Raw genomic sequence first — 20396 nt, forward strand, 5'->3', positions numbered from 1 at the left:
TCCGACCAGGTGGCCTCGCACGCAGTTAAACCGATCGCGGCACTGATCCGGCGTAGGTCTGGCCAGGTCGCTGCGAGGTTGGCCGGGCGCGGCGTCTCTAGTCTAGTCTCAGCAATCGTGTTGAGTGACCGCGGCGTTAGGGTCAGCGGCTGCTGGTCTGGTCCAGGTACTGCAGCAGGCCGTGCGCGGCCAACTCGATTTCCTTGTGCCTCCACTCCGAGGCGCGGTACACGCAGGCAATCAGGCCCGTACGGTGCAGCCGCCGTAGGTCGCCGTAGACGAACGCGTATCGCGCCTTCGTCTCGTCCGTGGCGCCATCGGTAAGACCCAGGTGCCAGTGCGCGAACTCGTCCCACGAGTGCTTGGCCAGGTAGTCGTTCTGCGCATTGGCGTCCGGCTGTACCTCGCCCCAGTCGCTGTCCAACACATACTGATGCGACTCGATCAACCGCCGAGCATGCGCCACCGCTGCCTTGTTCACCGAGTACGAAGCCATCACCCGCCCTTACCCAGGCTCCAGGTCGGCCACACCGTTCACTTCTGCAGGTCAGCCGCCCGCCATCGCCGTCAACGTGCCTGAGCTGGTGCGATATAATCGTCCACCGCGAACATGGCCGCGCCGTCCCTATACGCATTGTCATGCCGAGATGAGGGAGGCATCGTATGTGAGTCACCGCAGCCCTGCTGCGAGTTCGGCGGCGTTGTCGAATGCGGGTGCCGCCCTTTCGGATTCGTCTTCCGTGAGCGTGACGGCCTGGGCGCGGGCCAGCATCTCGGCCGCGGTCTTTGGATCGTGCAGCACCATCGCGAGTTCGGCGCGGTAGACCAGGACCTCTACCTGCTCGACCGGGTCGTCGTCGGCTTGCGGGCGGGTCAACGCGCTGTCGAGGATCCGAACGGCCTGTCCGACGCTGCCCCTGGAATCGGCCTGCACGACAGCATTCGCTAGGGCCTTGGCCAGCCGCCCGGCAGGCGTGGCGGCCGGCATGGGCGCGGTGGCGGCGTCCCGAAAGACGCGGATCCAGTTGCCGCCCGGGTCGATGACGCTGAATCCGCCCAACCCGTCGGCGTTCTTCCGCGCCCTAGGCCGGGTCATCCGCGGCGTTCCGGACACCAGTACCTTGCCGTACGCGGCGCGCATGCCGGCTGCGAATGCCCGATGTAGTCCCTCGATGTCCGCGGTGAGTACGAGACAGGGGCCATAGGACTGCTCCGGGTCAAATCCGGCGATCTCGAAGAACTGCAGATGCAGGTCTTCCCGCTGCACCCCCACACACGCGTAGGGCTTGCGTTGCCTGTACGTGGTGCGGAAACCGAGAACTCCGTAGAAGGTTTCGATGTCGTCAATGGATGCGCACGGCAGCAGGGGAACGGTCCGCTCGTTGGTCATGCCTCCTTCCTAAGCGTCGCAGGGTGTCCGTCGCACATGGAAATAGCCGATCATCGCCTTCGGTCATCCGGTCGGCTGATGACTCAGAACGCAACGCTGCCCAGGCGAGCCATCGGCGGTGCCTTCCTGCCTGCCATATGTCTCGCCAAGATCAGGCGTCCGGATCCGGAAGTAGCCGCGAGTAGCTCGGTGACCCGACGGCCACAGTGATGGGCGCCTCATTGAGCACGCGTACTACGAGGTGGCGCTGACCTTCCTGCTGCTCCGCCAGTACGCCGATGAAGCGCGCTTCATCGCGACACGGATGCAAACTGAGTTCGGATGGCGCGGCTCGTCACGGAAGCGGGAGCCTGGTGAAGGCGGCTGCGGCCCGTACCGTAGCGACTTCTGGATCAACGGTGAAGCGGAACTAGGACGACCAACTGTCACCAGCCGCTGCGGCACCGCAGTAACAGCCAACTGGGACCGGCTGCACCCACGCCTGACTCGCCGCACCTGCTGGATCTGCCACCATGGCGACCTACCTGTCATCGAGGGCACCCTAATCCGGCTCCAGGTCGAGCACCTGCCCGGCGACCGTGACCCCAAGCCGCTGTGGTTGTGGTGCTCCGCCACCGACGCCACCGCCGCTGACATCGACCGGTGGTGGCAGTCGTTCCGACGTCGTTTCGACCTGGAACACACCTTCCGGCTGTTCAAACAAAGCCTCGGCTGGACCCGCCCGAAACTCCGCACACCCTATGCAGCGGACCGCTGGACCTGGCTGATTATTGCCGCCCACACCCAACTCCGCCTGGCCCGGCCCCTCGCCGCCGATCTACGCCGCCCCTGGGAACGCCCTACGCCGCCCGGCCGGCTCACCCCGCCCGCGTTCGCCGCGGGTTTCGGAACATCCGCCCGACCACCGCTCTGCCAGCCAGCGCACCGAAACCCGCCAAACCCGGCCCGGGACGGCCTCCGGCTCGCGGAACCGACGACCCGCACCCCGCCACGACGTCGGCAAAACCGTCAAGCGCGACCTGACCATCACCGCCTACAACCAGCGCGGAGGTTAGAGAACAAGCTTAGATCTGCGGCGTGACGACTATACCGTCCACAACCGCAACCTCCTCGGCCAACTCCGGCCCATCCTGCCCCGTACTCCCGATAATCCCCGCCGCAGTCTCCGCCGCAACCCCCCGCGGCATTCGCCGGAACAGTCGCCGGAGCAGCCTCCCAACCGCTGACGGGCGCTTGCTGCCGGGCAGCCCGGGCGCTCCGCGCAGCACCGGGTCGCCGATCGCCGCGAACTCGTACGTCGCCGTCGCGTTGAACCGCAGGCCGGTCGGCCGGTAGCCGAACTTGCCGAGCAGCGCCCGCACCCCGGCAAGCTCCGGTGCCGTGTTCGCCTCGACGTAGATCAGCGGGCGTTCGCGGCGCAGGGTGCGGGCCGCACCGCGGAAGCACAGCACCTCCATGCCCTCGATGTCGATCTTGATTACGGCGAGCGGGTCGGAGAGCGCGGCATCCCGGAACACGTCGTCGAGCCGGCGGCAGCCGAACGAGTACGTCTGCTTGTCCATCTGGACCGTGACCTCGCCCGTCCTCTCGCCCAGACCGAATTGGTGGATCACCACCTTGTCGGCCACCTCGTTCACCGACACGTTCTCGGCGAGGATCGCGGTCACGAAGTCCAGCGGCTCGAACGAGTGGACGGCCGTGCTCGGGCAATGTTGGGCGAAGAACATGGTGTGGTTGCCGACGTTGGCCCCGATGTCGACGTAGACCCCCTTGCGGCCGAGCTGGGCGATCCGGCCCAACATCTCCGCCTCGTAGAACTCGCCGGCGCGGTGGCAGTTCGCGAGCTTGCCTCCCTGGTCATAGAACCGGGTCGTCACACCGTCGTGCTGGACCTCGAACAGCTCGCGTTTCCGGGCCTCGGCCCGAAGCGCCGCGAGGTGTTCCGCCTCGGGGTCTCCATTCATTGATAACAGGCTAAGTAGTAGGCCTGAGGTCTGCGACCCCCGGCCGCGCTGATCGTGACCTCCGGCGCGACCATCGGCGCCGTGCTCCTGCTGGTCGTGCTGGTGAACCCGGCCAGCGCCCGCGTTCGGCGACCACGCCTTGGTTGAGGTGATCCCGAGCGCGTCACATGGCCGGACAGGGAACTCCCGGGCTGTTTGTTATTCAACGGGTCCAGACCGCCGAACGCGAACGCGACCAGGCGGTTCGCGACCGGCACTCCGCGCAGACCGACCGGGACCGGGCCGTCGCCGCCGAGGCCAACCGCCGCGATGTCACCCGGCGACGGCTCCCTGGGCCGAGCTCATGGAGATGTTCTGCGTCGGCTGGGCGACTGCCTCCCGCATCCTCGAAGGCGCCGGCCACGTCCGTGTTGGCGAGGTGGCATGAGCCGGCGCGACGCCCGGCTCGATCGGGATATAGCCGCATTGTTGGCGGCCAGGGCGTTCACTGAGATTCGTTACCTGGCCGGGGACGTTCGGCGCAGGTCGGAGGACAGCTCCCCTGAGGAAGATCTGGACCGCATCAGGTTCCTGGCCGATCTGTGTCACAACATGCCGGGGATCGCCCGGCCACGCCCCTGGCGGCCGTCCCGCCGGGGAACCTCCGGCAGCAGTTTTCAGCAGGCGATGGCCAAGCGGCCGATGAGCTGGAGCTGGCACACGACCGGCCCGGAGGGGCGCGCCTGGATGCTGCGCCACATCGAACAGGACGGGCGCCGCTGGACGCCACCACCGCCCTTGCGTGCTCGCGGCAAGGGCCCGTCGCCGATGACGCTGCGGCAGCGGGTGGGCGTTCTGCTGGGACGCTGGCCCGTCAGAGCCCCGATCGGACGGCACCCGCTGCCTGCGGAAGCACACTTTCTCAAGGCCCTCGACACCGGCGGAATGTGCGCTCTGTACGAAGAGGCCGGACGGCTGCGTCTGGGCCTCGGCACAGGCGGACCATGGCTGCGGGCTCACCTGGACCCCGACGGCATCCACTACCTGGTGCCGGATCCGGCGGACTACTACTGGCCGGGCAACCCGGACGGTAAGGGCGGTACGATCCGCTGGTGGCAGTGCACCGCACTTTTGCGGATGTACGACGGCGAGCGTGTCAGCGGCATGCTCGCCGTACTCCCAGAGACCTTCACAGCGTTACCGTCGACCCTGCCGCGAAGGGAACAGCTGCGACTCGTTCATCTCGTTCGTGCTACCGAGCGAGACACCTACCTCTGGGGACGGGACCATAAGGGCGGCTGCGACCCGCAGCTCTGCGGCTACGTCCCTGAGGCCACCGGCATCCCTCCACCAGACAACTGATAGGCAGCGGTGACTCGCAGTCGATGCAGCCGGCCCGCCGGATGGCCGCGGGTGACCAGCACGAGCCGAAGAGACGGTCCAGGTTGGTCGATGAGCCCTCGCAGACCGTCGAGCACGTGTGGGTCAGCAGATCGTCCAGGCGGGCACGACGTATCACCGTCGATGGGACCCGCGGCGGCGCTAGCTTCGCGGACACCAGCGCCAGGACACGGGAAGCCGCGGCGTGTCGAGGTGTCGCCCTCAACCCAGCCGACATGGACAGCTCCCAATGCTTGACGGCGTCGACCCAGACCCTCTTCGTCACGCTAGGCGACACTCGGCCCGCAGGTGCACGCGCTGCTAAATCCAGTGGGCGCCGTCAGGTGCGTGATTGACCGCCGTTCACGGCGGTCCCAGAGGCAACAGCCCGGACAGGGTGCTCCCTCCACAGGTTCGACAGGCCGACAACCTCGCCGCCGTGTGGCGCCACTTCCGCTCGTACGGCGCGCGGTGGCTGGTCGTAGTTGACGCCGTCGAGCAGGCCGGGCCGGCGCCGATCGGCGGCCGTGCGGAGCAAGCTGTCCTGGCCAGTGGAACCACCTCGCCGCCGCGGTGCCGATCCCCTTCGGGGTCAGTATCAGTGCGCTGGCGCCGGCATCGGAGCCGAACGGGCGAAACAGCAGCTGACCAATTTTTCGAAGGTTAGGCGCCAAAGGCACCCGAGCCACGGTTCCCGGTCCCGGCCGGGGGCGGTGAAGCAGAAATGAAGCTGTTTTGAAAGTGGCGCCTGCCACGCTCTGCTCGGCCGGGATCAGGGGAGGGCGCGCGGTGGGGCAGATCGGGTGGGGGCGGGTGACCGCGGTCTTCGCGGCGGTGACGGTGGCGGTGACGGCCGGGGCGGCGGGCTTGGGCTGGCCCGAGCCGGTGGGTCGTGATGGCCCCGGGCAGGACGCTGCGGGGATGGTACGGGTGGCGGAGGCGCCCGACCAGGGTTCCGCGGTGCGGGCGGCGCACGCACAGGGCAGCCGCGTGGAGGCGGTGGACCTACGTACCGAGACACGGACGGTGTATGCCGAGCCGGACGGCACGATGACGGCGGAGCTGTCCGCGCGTGCGGTGCGGGCGAGGCAGGCGGACGGTACGTGGTCGGCGGTCGACACGACGCTGGTGCGGCGCCCCGACGGCACGGTCGGTCCGCGCGCCGCGGTCGTGGACCTGTCGTTCTCCGGCGGCGGCGCCAAGGCGCCGATGGTCCGGTACGGCAGCGAGGGCAGGTGGGTCGCGCTGGCGTGGCCGGGCCGCTTGCCGGCACCGACGCTGTCCGGAAACACCGCGACGTACCCGGAGGTGCTGCCCGGCGTCGACCTGCTGTTGACGGCCGATGTCGACGGTTATGCGCAGCATCTGGTGGTGAAGAACCGGGCGGCGGCGGCGAACCCGGCGGTGCGCGCCGTGCGCCTGGGCCTGCGGACCGGTGGCGTGACCCTGGAAGCCGGTCGTGACGGGGAGTTGACGGCCCGGGACGCGAAGGGTGCCGTGCTGTACGCCGCGCCGGTGTCCCGGATGTGGGACGCGGGCACGCCGCGGCGTGAGGCCACGGTTGGCGTCGCGGTGGAGAAGGGCGCGCTGGTGCTGCGGCCGGACCGGGCACTGCTGTCCGGCGCGTCGACGAAGTATCCGGTCACTGTGGATCCGGTGTGGCACACCGCGGACAAGCACCGCTGGACGTCGGTGCTGTCCGGCAATCCGGGTACCCCGTATCCCAACACCAGTGGAGCCCCGCCCTACGCCCAGGTTGGTCAGTGCTATGTGCCCAGTGGGGAGTGCAACGGCATCGGGCTGGCGCACACCTACTGGATGTTCGACACCAGCTTCCTCACCGGTCGGCTGGTGATCTCGGCTGACCTGCAGCTCAAGACGATGTGGAGCCCGAGCTGCAACAGCCGGACGCATCAGGTGTGGCTGGCGGACGCGGCGATCCACGACGGCACGAGCTGGAGCAATAAGCCGGGCGGGATACACACTCCGGTCAACTTCACGGCCCCCGAGGTCTACGCCGGTTGCGAGGGATACAAAGACGTTGGGATCGGCGTGGCCCACCTGGTCAACCGGGGCGGCACCACCACCTTCCTGGTCCAGCCGGCGGACCGGAACGACCAGTTGGCGTGGCGCAAGTACGAGAACAATGCGAAGCTGCGGGTCAACTTCAACCGGGTGCCGGACGTACCGCGCGACCTGCGGACCGATCCGCCGTTGACGGCGTGCCACTGGTGCGGCGGAGTGCCTTACGTGGGCGATGACAATGTGCGGCTGATGGCGACGCTGACTGACCCGGACGGCGACCAGATGCAGTCGTTGTGGCAGGTCAAGGTCAACGGCGCGGTGTACTCGGCGCGCAGTGCGTTCCAGAACAACGGCTTCACGCATTCGTACGACGTGAGCACCGTCAACCGGCACAATATGGCGGTCGAATGGGCGGTGAAGGCGGAGGACACCGCGCTGCACGGCGGTGGCTGGGCGAACGGCACCACGTTCGCGATCGACAAACAACCACCGGCCTCGCCACCTAGCGTCGGGGGCACGCCGTACGTGGCGGACAACCGGTGGCATGGTGGCGTGGGCGTGCCGGGCAAGTTCGTCTTCGGGGCTGCCGGGGTCACCGATGTCGACCACTACCTGTGGGGCTGGACGCAGGACCCGTCCAACAAGGTGCTCGCGAACGCGCTCGGCGGCTCGGCCGTGGTCACCCTGACCCCGCCGGGTGATGGGCCGCGGGATCTGTTCGTGCAGAGTGTGGACCGGGCCGGTCACCGCAGCGCGGTGAAGCAGTACCACTTCTACGTACGGGCCGGCAGCGGGCCGCTGGCCCAGTGGTCGCTGGACGGCAACGCCAAGGATGAGGCGTTCCTGGGCTGGCGGGACGGCGTCGTCCAAGGCAGCGTCACGTACACGGCCGGCGCGGTTGGGCAGGCCGCCCGGTTCGACGGCTCCACCGGCTACGTCACGGCGCCCAGCGCGGTGCGGACCGACGCCAGCTTCTCGGCCTCCGCGTGGGTCAAACTGGACAGTGCCGGGTACGCGCGGGCGGTGGTGAGCCAGAGCGGCACCAGCTTCCCCGGATTCGCCATCTGGTACCGGCCGGAGAACGGCGGCCACTGGGGCTTCGGGATGCCCAAGTCGACGGAGAGCTACCAGGGCACCGACATGGCCCTGTCCGCACAACCGGCGCAGGTAGGCGTATGGACGCACCTGACGGGCGTGTACGACGCCGCCACCAGGAAGCTGACGCTCTACGTCAACGGTGTGGCCGCCGGCACCGCACAGCGGAGCGTGGCGGACTGGGCAATCGATGGCCGGGTCCAGATCGGACGGACGATGTGGCAGGGCAGCGCCGGCGTCGACTACTGGACGGGTCTGCTCGACGAGGTGAAGATCTACGACCGCGCGGTGTCGGCCGCGGAGGTGAGCGCGGCGGTCGGCGCGGACAACGTTCAGGTCGGCCACTGGAAGTTCGATGAGCTGTCCGGCACGACCGGGCGCAACGAGGTGCCCGGCGGCGAGATGGCCGCGCTGCACGGCGACGCCGCCTTCACCGGCGACAGCGACGGCGACGGCCTGGCGGACGGCGGCGCGGTCGGCGGCGCGGTGACGCTCGACGGTGTCGGCGACTACGCCGCGACGTCCGGGCCAGCTGTGCGTACCGACCAGAGCTTCACAATCGCCGGCTGGGTCCAGCTGGACCAGGCGCCGAACGCCGGTAACTTCCTCAGCGCCCTGTCCCAGGACGGCAGCGCGATCAGCGGGTTCTTCCTCGGATACCGGCAGCGCGCCACCGGAGGCGGCGTGTGGGAGTTCTCCACGCCAGGATCGGACGCCGCCGGCGCCCCGGCCGGCGGTGCGGGAGTTCAGTCGGCACAGGCCGCGCAGCTGGGCAAGCCGGCTCACCTGGCCGCCGTCTACGACGCCACCGCGGGCAAGATCCGGCTGTACGTAAACGGCAGCGCCACGCCGGTCCAAGCAGACCGCGCCGACGGCTTCGACGCCCGCGGGCCGCTCGCGATCGGCCGCGGCCTCAACGGGACGCCGGGCGGCTACTGGAAGGGGTGGATCGACGAGGTCCGCGCCTACAGCCGGGCACTGTCCACCGCGGAGGTGCAAGCCATCGTGAGCCGGGACGACGTGGCGCTGGGGGAGTGGCGGCTGGACGGCAACGCCGACAGCGTCGACGGGAAACAGAATGGGACACTGGCCGGCACGCCGACCTGGACCAGCGGCCAGAGCGATGCCCCCGATCCGACCGACCGGGCCGTGCGACTCAGCGGTGCCGACCACATCGGACTGCCCAGCGAGGTGGACATCCGGCACAGCTTCGCGGTGTCCGCCTGGGCCAAGCTCGACCAGGTCGGCGGCAGCGCCACGGTGGTGTCCCAGGACGGCCCCAGCAGCAGCCTGTTCCAGCTCATGGCCATCCCGGACGGCCGCTGGTCCTTCGCGATGTCGGTCAGCGGCGCCGCCGGGGCGACCGTGAACCGGGTAGACGGTCCGGAGGCCCAGGTGGGCGTGTGGACGCACCTGGTCGGCATCTACGACGCGGGAGCGGGGCAGCTGTCCTTGTACGTCAACGGGGTCCAGGCGGGCGCGGCCAAGCCGCACCAGCAGGCCGCGTTCCCCACCGGCGGCAAACTGCAAATCGGAGCCGGCCAGTCCAGCGGCAACCGGCAGAACCGGCTGATCGGCGCGATCGACGACGTCGCCGTCTACGGCCGGGTGCTGTTTGCCGCCGAGATCCGGGCGATGGCCGGACGGGATCTGACGCTCGCGCACAACTGGCGGCTGGACGAGGGCAGCGGTGACCTTGCCGCGGACGCCGTAGGGCGGCGCACCGCAACGCTGGCCAGCAGCGGTGTCGTCCGAGTGCCGGGCCGGCTGGGTAACGCCGTCGACCTTGACGGCAACGGCGGGCACCTCGCCACCGGGGGCGTCGACATCCGTACCGACACCGACTTCTCGGTCAGCGCCTGGGTCCGCATCGACCGCACCTGCCCGCTGACGCCCGGTCAATGGGAGTGCAAGCTCGTCGCGGTCAGCCTGGACGGCGCGGCCGGCGGGGTGAGCAAGTTCCGGCTCGGGCACTGGCGCGACAACGACCAGTTCATCGACGGCGTGTGGGTGTTCGAGATGCCAGAGCCGAACGGCGCCATCACCAAGGCCGCCGTGCGCGTCCTGCCCTCCGATATCGACACCTGGACGCATCTGGCAGGCGTCTACGACAAGGCCACCGGGGCGCTGGTGCTCTACGTCAACGGCACGCGCAAGGGCGAAGGTAGGATCAACGAGCCCTGGAACACCACGGGTGGCGTGCAGATCGGCCGTGGTCGCGACACGGCCGGCACAGCCGGGCAGTACTTCCCGGGACTCGTCGACGACGTGCGGGTGTACAGCGGCCGGCTGGACGACGACCGTATCAGGAACCTGTACGGTTCGTACCCGATCCAGTGTGGAACGCTCGACAAGCCCGAGCCGTGCCCGCTGCCGGCGGCGAACGGCGGGCACTGGCGGTTCGACGAGGGCGCCGGCACGGCGGTCGCGAACGCGACCGCGCCGGCCAACCCCGCGGCCATGAGCGGCGGCGCCGACTGGACCGGCGGCCGGATCGGCGCCGCGGGCCGCTTCGACGGAGCCAGCGGGTACGCGCAGACCAGCGGCCCGGTGCTGGATGCCACCACCCCGAGCTACTCGTTCTCGGCCTGGGTGGCGGCGGGCGCCACCACGCCCACGACGAATCAGGTCGTCCTGGCTCTGGCCGGCAACGCGAGCCCCTTCTACCTCTACCGGGAAGCCGGCGGCCGGTGGAGCGCCGCGGCGTCGGTCGGAAGCGCGACCGCGCCGGCGCTGGTCTCCGTGCGCTCCACGGAGACCGTGTGGCCCGGGCAGTGGACACACCTCGGCCTGGTCTACGACGCCGACTCGAGCCAGCTCCGGCTCTACGTCAACGGCCGCCTGTCGGCGGCGCAGACCGGTGTCTCGGCGCTGACCGCTGGCGGGCCGCTCAGCGTCGGGCGCGGCCGCTGGGCCAACACCGATCTGTATTTCCAGGGTGTGGTCGACGACGTGCGCGGGTTCAAGAAGGCCCTGCGGGACGGCGAGATGGCCAAGGTGTACGACGACACCAGCCCGACGAGCCTGGGCAGCTGGACGTTCGACGACCGAACCGTGAACGACTCGTCGTGGCGGCAGAACCCGACCACCGCCAGCGGTGGCGTGTCCTATGTGACCGGTGCGAAGGGCACGGCGGTCGCGCTGGCGGACAAGGGCTCGGCCACCACGCGGCATCCGGGAATCGTGCCGCCCACCAGCTTCACGGTGTCCTCGTGGGTCCGGCTCACCCACGAACCGCAGGTGCAGGCGGTGGTGGCCCAAGACGGCAACCGCAACAGCGGCTTCGCCTTGCAGTACCGGCCGGAGCTGGACACCTGGGTGTTCGGCGCGTGGACCCAGGACAGCGATGGTGCGGAGTTCCGGTACGCGCGCTCCCGGAAGGCTGCGGTGCTCGGCGAGTGGACACACCTGACCGGGGTGTACGACCACGCCGCCGGCCAACTGCGCATCTACGTCAACGGCGAGCTCACCGGGGCGCATGAGGGCGTGACCATGTACCCGGCGGTCGGCGGGCTCACCATCGGACGCGGCAAATTCGGCGGCGCCCCCGCACAGCACCTGACCGGCGAGATCGACGACGTACGCGTCGACCTTGGCATGGTGCCGGACGGCGAGATCGCCCGGCGGGCAACTCGGGCCTGAACGGAGAGTGACTGATGTCGTTTCCACGCATGCGTAGCTGGATCGCGTCTGTTGTCGCGGCGGTGCTGGTCGCGACGCTGCTGCTGGTGATCCAGCCACCGACGCCCGCTGCGGCCGCCGGACCGTCGGTGGGGCTGCCGACGACACCGTCGGTGCCGGTGACACCGGAGTCGATGGGGGCACGCCCAGCCGACCAGGCCTCCGTCGACGCGCTGAGCGGACCGCAGACAGCCGGCAGCCGCGATCCGCAGGGTGGTGGGACTCCCACGGCCACGTCACTGTCCCCGTCCGCCACGTGGAGCGTGTCGGCGCAGGCCGGTGACTTCTCGTGGTCGTATCCGCTGCGGGTGCCGCCGGTGCCGGGCGGCGTGGCGCCAAACCTGGCCCTGTCCTACCAGTCGTCCACGGTGGATGGCCGTACCAACGCCACCAACAACCAGCCCTCCTGGGTCGGCGACGGATGGGACCTCAACGTCGGTTTCGTCGAGCGCACCTACGGTTCCTGTGCGCAGGACAAGGAGGGCGGCACTACGCCGCCGTCGACGGTCGGTGACCTGTGCTGGCGCAGCAACAACGCCACGGCTTCGTACGCCGGCGGCGGCGGCATGCTCATCTGCTGCAACAGCGACGGAAAGTGGCGAACCAAGAGCGACGACGGGTCGCGGGTGGAGAAGCTCGGCGGCGCCGGCAACGGTGCCCGCGACGGCGAATACTGGAAGATCACAACGGTCGCGGGCGTGCAGTACTTCTTCGGGTCGCGGCCGGCGGCGAAGTCGACGTGGACGGTGCCGGTCTTCGGCGACGACGCGGGGGAGCCGTGCCACTCCACCGCTGGATTCGGGGCGTCGAGCTGTACGCAGGCGTGGCGGTGGAACCTCGACAAGCTGGTCGATGCGAACGGCAACACGATGCTGTTCGGCTACGAGACCGAGACCAACGCGTATGGCCTCAACGGAGGTGACGCCGCCGTCTCCTACATTCGAGGTGGCTGGCTGGCCGGCATCGACTACGGTTTGCACGCCACCGCATCGAGCGCGCCGGCCGCGCGAGTGGTGTTCGCGGTTGCCGATCGGTGCGTGCCGGGCAGCGCCTGCACCTTGGAGAAGAAGGAAGACTGGCCGGACACGCCACTCGACGAGCGATGTGTCGCGGCGACCTGTCCGGACAAGCACTCTCCGACGTTCTGGTCGACGAAGCGGTTGGCGAGCGTCACCACTCAGGTGCGGCGTGACGGGGCGCTGGCCGATGTGGACCGGTGGAGCTTCGAACAGCAGTACCCGAAGCCGGGCGACGGTGAGGAGTCCGCGGCGCTGTGGTTGCGGTCGATCACCCACACCGGCCTGGTCGGCGGCCAGGCGTCACTGCCGCCGGTGACATTCGAGGGCCATCCGTTGCCGAACCGGGTGTACGAGGAAGACCACCTGTCGCCGTTGCTGCGATACCGCATCACCGGCGTCGTGTCGGAGTCCGGAGGTCTGATCTCCGTCAAGTACGCGGAGCCGAACTGCAAGCCGGGCACGTCGATGCCGGCCAACGCGCACACCAATACCCACCGGTGTTTCCCCGTGAGGTGGAGCCGGCCGGGTCAGGCCGAGCGCACCGACTGGTTCCACAAGTACGTGGTGGAGACCGTCACACTCGCGGACCGGATCAGCAGCGACACCGACCAGCTGTTCACCTACGAGTATCCCGACGGTGCGGCCTGGCACTACGACACGTCCGAGTTCACACCCGACGACAAGCGCACGTGGAACGAGTTCCGCGGCTTCGGGCGTGTGCGGGTCCGCCAGGGTAAGCCGGGCGACCCCGCAGGGCCAATCACGATGTCGGAGCAGCGGTTCTACCGCGGCATGAACCGGGACCGGGAAGCGCCCGCCGGTGGCGCGCGGTCGGTGGTGGTCGAGGACTCGGAGGGCGGTAGGTACACCGACCACGACTGGCTGCACGGTCTCCAGGCGGAGAGCGTCACGTTCCTCGGCGACAGCGCCACGGTCGTGTCGAAGACGCTGACCGAGCCGGTGTGGCGTGGGCCGACCGCGTCCCGCGACGCCTTCCACGCCTACCAGGTGCGTCCGGCCGTCGAGCGGACGTTCACCACGCTGGAGGGCGGTCGGCGGGAGACCAAGGTGGTTACCGAGTACGACGACCGTGGCCAACCCACGGAGGTGAACGACCTCGGCGACGTGGCCGCGCCCGCCGACGACCTGTGCACCCGCGCCACCTACGTCCGCAACACCGCCGCGTGGCTGCTGTCGTCACCGTCACGGGTGCAGGCTGTATCGGTACACTGCGACGCTCAGCCTTCGTTCCCGGCCGACGCTGTCGCCGACCAGTACACCTCCTACGACGGGCAGGGTCGGGACGGCGCTCCGCAGAAGGGCAACCCGACGAAGGTCGAGGTTCTGGACCGGTTCGACGGCGCGACCCCGGTCTACGGCCTTCAGATGACCACGGCGTACGACGTACATGGCCGGTCAGTTGAGGTGGGTGACGCGCTGGGGCGCAAGACCCGCACCGCGCACACGCCGGCGGAGGGCGGCCCGACCACGAAGACGGTGGCGACGAACCCCTTGGGATTCACCACCACCAGGCTCCTGGAGCCCGCGACCGGCCAGCCTGTCACCGTCACGGACGTTAACGGCAGGCGCAGCGACACCGCCTACGACCCACTGGGCCGGGTCGTCTCGGTGTGGACACCTGATCGGCCGCGAGACGCCAATTTCCAACCCACGCAGCGGTTCTCCTACCTGATCCGGCGGGACGCGCCCACCGTGGTGACGAACACTCGCATCGGTGCGAACGGCAACTACATCACCAGTCATCAGCTCCACGATGGGCTGCTTCGCGTCCGCCAGGTGCAGGCTCCAGCGGTCGGTGGCGGCCGGCTGCTCATCGACACCCGGTACGACTCGCAGGGGCGTGCGTACAAGGCCACCGAGCCATACTTCAACGACGCGCCGGTTGACGACAAGCTGTGGCGGGCGTCCGATGTGGAGGTTCCTGGACTCACCGAGACCAAGTATGACGGCGCGGGCCGGCCGGTCGAATCGATCTTCAAGGGCGGCGCAGTCGCCAAGTGGCGCACCGTCACCAGGTACGGCGGGGATCGCATTTACACCACCCCACCCGCGGGCGGCACCCCGACCTTGACCATCCAGGACGCCCGCGGCCGCGCGGTGGAGCAGCATCAGTATCGCGGTGACAGCCCCAGTGGACCGTCCGAGGTGACCAGGTACGCGTACGACCCGACAGGGCAGCTCACCAAGGTCACCGATGCGGCGGGCAACACCTGGCAGTACCGGTACGACCTGCGCGGCCGCCGAGTGTGGGCTGATCACCCTGATCAGGGCCAGGCCAGCTACTCCTACGACGCGGCCGGCCAGCTCGTCGCCACCACTGACGCGCGGGGCCAGCGGCTCGACTACACGTACGACGCCCTAGGCCGGTCGCTGACCCTCCATTCCGGCGGCGACCACCGGCGACTGATGGCCAAGTGGACGTACGACACCGTGCCGGACGGCCTCGGCGGTGTGGTCAAAGGGCACGCGGCGACCACCACCAGCTATGACTTGGAGGGTAACGCCTTCACCAGCTCCGTGTTGGCGTACACGGCCCGGTACCAGCCACGCAAGACGGCGATCACCATCCCCGGTTCGGAGGGTGCGCTGGCCGGCACGTACACCTCGTACGCGTCGTACAACCCGGACGGCAGCATTGCGGGGGAAAGCTATCCGGCGGCGGGCGGCATGTTCGCCGAGGAGGTCTTTCACACCTACGACGACACCGGACGGCCGCTGACCACGTACGGCGGGCCGGACGGGCAGACCGTGACGTACGCCGCCAGCACCGACTACACCCGCTACGGGGAGATGCAGCGGCTTCAACTGGGTACCGGCAGCAAGCGAGTCTGGTTGTCGCAGTACTACGACACGTCGACCCGTCGGCTCGATCGGGTCATTGTGGACGCCGAAGTGCCCGCGCCGATGCAGTCCGACGTGCACTACGAATATGACGACATCGGAAACGTCACATCGATCGCGGACACCCCGTTGGCGCAAACGGCGGACAGGCAGTGCTTCCGGTACGACCATCTACGCCGGCTGACCGAGGCGTGGACTCCGACGGGGGACTGCGCCGCCGACCCGGACGAGGCCAAGCTGGGCGGTCCCGCGCCGTACTGGCAATCCTTCACCTACGACCTCGTCGGTAATCGACTCAGCAAGGTCTCCCACACCGCCACCGGTGACGTCACCACCGGCTACACGTATCCCACCGCGGGTGCGGACCGTCCACATGCGGTGTCCGCCACCACCGGCGTGGACGCCATGCGATTCGAGTACGACGCGGCCGGCAACACGATCGCGCGCGGCGGCCAGGCGCTCACCTGGGACGAAGGCGGTCGCCTCGCGGCGGCGACCAAGGACGGCGACACCACGACGTTCGTCTACGATGCCGCCGGGCAGCGACTGTTGCGCCGCGACCCTGCCGCCACGACGCTGTACCTGGACAGCCAGGAGCTGCGTCTGGATCGGGCGAGCGGGACGGTGACCGCGACTCGCTACTACACCCACGGCGGCGCCACGGTGGCGGTACGAACCCAGACGGGTCTTACCTGGGTTGCCGGCGATCATCACGGCACCGCGCAGGTGGCGATCGATTCGGCCAACCTCAAAATCAGCAAGCGGCGCCAGGACCCGTTCGGTAACCCACGGGGGACCCAGCCGACGACGTGGCCGGACGAGAAGGGCTTCGTGGGTGGGGCCATCGACGCTAGCACCGGCCTGACGCATCTCGGTGCTCGTGCGTACGACCCGCGGCATGGGCGGTTCATCTCCGTCGACCCCGTCGTCGACTCCGCCGATCCCCAGCAGATGAACGCCTACGCCTACTCGAACAACAATCCGACGACCATGTCCGACCCGGACGGGCTGCGGTACTGCAGCGACGACGCCTGCACCCAATGGGTAGGGCCGGATGGAAAGGTTCACGGGAAGGGCGCCCAGCCGCCCGCCGCGACGCCATCAGCGCCACCCGCTCCGTCCGAGGATGAGGTGCTCAACGAGGCCGGATACTCCAAGGAGGAGTACGAGAAGGCCAAGAAGACGCGGAAGAAGACCGTCCTCGACGTCGCTCTCGACGCTGGCGGCCAGATCCTGGCCGAGTTTCTCGGCATCAACGACATCAAGGGCTGCTTCGGCGACGGCGATCTCGGGTCCTGCATCTCCATGGTCATCGGCGCGATCCCATGGACGAAGCTGTTCCGCATAGGTGAGTTCGTCGGTGCGGTCAAGAAGGCATGGAAGGCGGTCACGGGCTTCCGGGCCGCCAAGAAGAAGGCGGACAATGTCGTAGAGGCCGTTGACGAGGCAAGAAAAAAGCTCACCGCCGCCGGGAGCAAGGCGAAAAAGAACTCTGGCGGGTGCCACAGCTTCCGGGCGGATACGAACGTCCGGATGGCGGACGGATCGCGGAAGCCGATCAGCAAGGTGAAGGTCGGTGACAAGGTCCTCGCTACCGACCCGATGATCGGGAAGACGACGGCGAAGCGTGTCACCGCGCTGCACGTCAACCGCGATACCGATCTGACGGATGTCACAGTCGCGGTGACTGGCAATGGGATGCCGCCCAAGCCCGGCGCACGGGCGACGACAGTCCTCCGCACCACCGACCACCATCCGTTCTGGGACCGCACGGCCAAGGTATGGGTGGACGCGGCCGACCTTAGGGTCGGGCACGAGTTGCGCACCGCCGACGGGCAGGTCGCTACTGTCATCGCTGTCCGGTCGTACGCCGGTGTGCAGACCATGCACGACCTCACCGTGGACGATCTCCACACGTACTACGTGCTAGCCGGGTCCGCTCCCGTCCTTGTCCACAACAACGACTACACTGTGTGCCCCGTCCACCCGGAGGTCTTCGCCAAAGGCAAAGAGTGCCCGAAGTGCGCGGGGGAAGCCAAAGGTGGGGGCAACGCCGCCGGCGGTCGCGGACAGCCCGGAGACGCCGACCGACCCCAAGCGGCGGCGGGCTACCCCGAGTCGGTGACGGCCGAGATTGTCTCGGGCATCGCTGATGTCGCCAAGGCCGAGGCTACCGGAGACCCGTACATCCTCGCGGCCGCGGCGAGCGCGACGGCGGTGACGGCCGGGATCGCGAACGGCGCACGGAAACTAGGCGACCTGTGGCGACGATGGCGCCATGGCCAGGAGTGACGGCACCCCCGCGGGAGGATCAGCTCGGTCAGTCCCTTCATGGGCTCCACGTGGTCGCCTGACGGCGTCGGGCGAGCGGAGTCCGCCGGTCCTGTGATGGGATACGCCGCGTGGTCGAATCGCATTCGCCGGTGTTGGAGATGCTGTGGGAGGCACAGGACCCCCACCACGCGCTGGACCGAAGGTTCGGCTTCAGCGAGGGGCAGGCGGCCGGCCGCTGGGTTGCCGGCACGCTGGACGAGCACTGGGGTTTTCGCATCGACTCCTGCGAGCGGATCGTGATGAGCGGCGGCAACGCGCTGGCGTGGGTCGGCACGCCGTCCGGCCGGCTGCTGGCGAAGTGGTCGGTGGTTCCCGAGCGTTTCCCGCGCTTGGCGGAGACAGCGCGTCTCACGAGCTGGCTTTACGGCCGTGGACTGCCAGTTTCGGCGCCCGTTCCCGGCCGAGACGGCCGTCTTCAAGTCGAAGTCGACGGTGTCTCGATGGGCGTGCAGCGCGAGATCGTGGGCGACCTCCTTGACACCGCCGATCTCAATCAGGTGCGGGCGGCCGGAGCCGTGCTGGCCCAGTTGCAGGACGCGCTGGCGGCATACCCGGACGCCGATCAGATTCCCGCGCTCGCCGTTCCGTCCAAGCCGTTGGCGGCCCGGGTCGCCGACTGGCTCGACTCACGCGTCGACCATCTGCCGGTGGCCGCTCGTGACACGCTGCGCGGGCTGGTCGCCATCGCGCCACCAGACCGACTTCCGCGGCAGCTCGTCCATTTCGATTTCCGCTCGGCCAACATCTTGTGTGCCGGCGGGGAGGTTGCCGCGATCCTCGACTTCGAGGAGGCCCGGCATGACCACCGACTCGTTGAGCTGGCCCGCGCGGCGGTCCTGCTCGGCACCCGCTACCACAGTTGGGGGCCGGTGTCGGCCGAGGTTCGCGCGGCGTTCCTTGCCGGCTACGAATCCGTGCGCCCGCTGACCCCCGCCGAGGCGGGCTGGTTGGACATCCTCCTGCTCTGGCAGGGATTGGCGATGGTGCCACCCGGCGACGACCCGACCGGGTGGGGACCGTCGGCGCTGAGCCAGCTGACACGCCCTTAAAGCGCGAGAGCCGCAGCGGTCCGACGCTCATACCGCGCCCATGAGGCGCCGAGCCCACCCGTAAACGACCGGCAAGTAGTTGAACGCGTACGCCTCCCCCACAAGGTCGACGAGGCCCACGAACTTCACCAGCTCCATGAACGCGGAAAGGGGCCCCGCGTAGCGCCAGGCCCGGCGCATTGTGGCCGGATCCAGGACACCGGACCATCCAGCAAGGTACGCGTCGAACGCCGCCGCGGCCTGGGCAGGCGTGGCGTCGTAGAAACACGACGCGAGGTCGAACAGCGGGTTACTGATCATGGCGAACGACCAGTCGTGCAGTAGTACCCCGTCCTCGCGCAACACGGCGTTGCCCGGGTGGAAGTCGCCGTGCAGCAGGGTCTGGGGGATGCCAGTCGCGTCCAGTTCGGCGCAGCACCGTCTCAGGTAAGGCCCGAGTGCGCGAAGCCGCGTCGCCTCGTGGGCATCCAGCGCCCGGTACAGATTCCGCAGATCCTTCGGCGCAGCCCACAGGTCGTCCCGAACCAGCAAATCTGGTATCGCGGCGGCAAGGTCGGAGTTGTCGAGCAGTCGGCAGCCGAGCCCGACCAACGTCTCGGTCCGATCGAGCATGGCCACCTGAATGCGGCACAACTGAGTCATGATGCGCGCTTGGTCGGCCGGCGGCGCCGTTTGCCCGTCAGTTCCCCCGAAGTCGTCCGCTAGCCACCAGGCGCTTGTCGTGTCAGTCGCGGTGATCGTGGCGAACGGTCCGCAGCCCTGTCTGGCCAACCACGAGGTCACCGCCGGCTCGTGCGCATACGCTGGCAGGACGCTCTTGAGAAAGACGTCTCCGTTGTCAGCCGGCGCGCGCAGTACAGCGGACAAGCTCCAATGCTTGACCTGTCGCGAGTCGCCGCTGCGACGGCGCCCGGTCGCTGCAAGGACCTGATCGATGTATGCGTCGGCGCGCTCAACCCATCCCGCTCGATACCACTGAGGTCGCCATCGGCTGTCTTCGTCAAGGAACCGATCGACCACAGATTTCTGGCCGTACACATCAGCAGGCGGACACCAGCGGTACCCCACCGGGGCGTCCTGCCCGGGGCGAGCCGCCATCACGACGGTGACGAAGTCCAGCGGCTCGCGCACCAGTCCGCGCACACCAAGCTGGGCGGCCAGCGCATCGGCCAAGCGACCGTCGAGCGGTGGCCACGCGCTTTCGAAGCGCACCTCGGGCAGTCTCGCACCGTCACCGCGTTCATCGCACAGCACCGACTCGGACGCATCGTCAACCAGCACGACCGTCGCCGTCGACCGCGTCCCCATCCTCGGTGTTCCCTCCACGTTCGACAGGTCGCACATCATGTCACGCAGGGAACCCACGGAACTGCCCCACGGCCAGAGCCGCAATCCAAGTCAGAACAACGCCCCCCACCGGCACGCCGCGTGGGAGTGTCCGGCCAGCTTCGCGGCCAGCAGCGCCGAGTGTGGTGAGGGTTGATGATCTGATTACCTATCGCCCGATGCCCGCCCGCGGGACGGTCTACGGCCAGGCGTGTCGTAGCGTCGGCCCGGGAGTGTAAAAAGATCGGTGTAACTCCTGATCAAGGAGAGAGCACCTGATGACGATCACGAC

Annotated in this window: 9 protein-coding genes; 5 read left to right on the forward strand and 4 right to left on the reverse strand. The window is 68.7% G+C overall.

Going from position 1 to position 20396, the window contains the following annotated elements; all coding sequences use genetic code 11:
• Positions 1–142: 142 nt before the first annotated feature.
• Both V6V89_RS34305 and V6V89_RS34310 read right to left on the reverse strand, forming a co-directional pair.
• A complete protein-coding gene (locus V6V89_RS34305) occupies positions 143–448 on the reverse strand; it encodes a hypothetical protein (RefSeq protein ID WP_334623726.1) in 306 nt (101 codons plus the stop codon).
• 222 nt (positions 449–670) lie between these two features.
• Complete coding sequence (locus V6V89_RS34310) at positions 671–1390, reverse strand: VOC family protein (RefSeq protein ID WP_334623727.1); 720 nt, start codon at positions 1388–1390, stop codon at positions 671–673.
• A gap of 241 nt (positions 1391–1631) precedes the next feature.
• On the opposite strand from V6V89_RS34310, the gene V6V89_RS34315 reads away from it, so the two are divergent.
• Positions 1632–2471: a hypothetical protein gene (locus tag V6V89_RS34315; protein WP_442935278.1), complete on the forward strand. Its 840-nt coding sequence runs from the start codon at positions 1632–1634 to the stop codon at positions 2469–2471.
• On the opposite strand, the gene V6V89_RS34320 is transcribed toward V6V89_RS34315, so the two are convergent.
• Positions 2455–3354 carry an FkbM family methyltransferase gene (locus V6V89_RS34320; protein WP_334623728.1) on the reverse strand — a complete coding sequence of 300 codons (900 nt, stop codon included), beginning with the start codon at positions 3352–3354 and terminating at the stop codon, positions 2455–2457. The genes V6V89_RS34315 and V6V89_RS34320 overlap by 17 nt on opposite strands.
• A gap of 423 nt (positions 3355–3777) precedes the next feature.
• Between V6V89_RS34320 and V6V89_RS34325 the strand changes: the two genes are divergently transcribed.
• The 4 genes from V6V89_RS34325 (at position 3778) to V6V89_RS34340 (ending at position 18778) form a co-directional block, all read left to right on the forward strand.
• The gene (locus V6V89_RS34325) at positions 3778–4695 is read left to right on the forward strand and encodes a hypothetical protein (protein WP_334623729.1); all 918 of its coding nucleotides are present in this window, start codon (positions 3778–3780) and stop codon (positions 4693–4695) included.
• 807 nt (positions 4696–5502) lie between these two features.
• Complete coding sequence (locus V6V89_RS34330; protein WP_334623730.1) at positions 5503–11475, forward strand: LamG-like jellyroll fold domain-containing protein; 5973 nt, start codon at positions 5503–5505, stop codon at positions 11473–11475.
• A 29-nt stretch (positions 11476–11504) separates the two neighbouring features.
• Positions 11505–17687 carry an RHS repeat-associated core domain-containing protein gene (locus V6V89_RS34335; protein ID WP_334623731.1) on the forward strand — a complete coding sequence of 2061 codons (6183 nt, stop codon included), beginning with the start codon at positions 11505–11507 and terminating at the stop codon, positions 17685–17687.
• 110 nt (positions 17688–17797) lie between these two features.
• Entirely contained in the window at positions 17798–18778 is a 981-nt protein-coding gene (locus tag V6V89_RS34340; protein WP_334623732.1) for a phosphotransferase, read from the forward strand.
• Between the two features lie 27 nt (positions 18779–18805).
• Here V6V89_RS34340 and V6V89_RS34345 read toward each other — a convergent pair whose 3' ends face one another.
• Entirely contained in the window at positions 18806–20125 is a 1320-nt protein-coding gene (locus V6V89_RS34345; RefSeq protein ID WP_334623733.1) for a phosphotransferase, read from the reverse strand.
• Positions 20126–20396: the final 271 nt, after the last annotated feature.

Source organism: Micromonospora sp. CPCC 206061 (assembly GCF_036906915.1).
Lineage (GTDB): Bacteria > Actinomycetota > Actinomycetes > Mycobacteriales > Micromonosporaceae > Phytohabitans.

Coding starts and splice junctions, on each gene's coding strand:
- V6V89_RS34310 (WP_334623727.1), bottom strand. CDS start 1,390: ATGACCAACGAGCGGACCGTTCCCCTGCTGCCGTGCGCATCCATTGAC.
- V6V89_RS34320 (WP_334623728.1), bottom strand. CDS start 3,354: ATGAATGGAGACCCCGAGGCGGAACACCTCGCGGCGCTTCGGGCCGAG.
- V6V89_RS34325 (WP_334623729.1), top strand. CDS start 3,778: ATGAGCCGGCGCGACGCCCGGCTCGATCGGGATATAGCCGCATTGTTG.
- V6V89_RS34335 (WP_334623731.1), top strand. CDS start 11,505: ATGCGTAGCTGGATCGCGTCTGTTGTCGCGGCGGTGCTGGTCGCGACG.
- V6V89_RS34345 (WP_334623733.1), bottom strand. CDS start 20,125: ATGATGTGCGACCTGTCGAACGTGGAGGGAACACCGAGGATGGGGACG.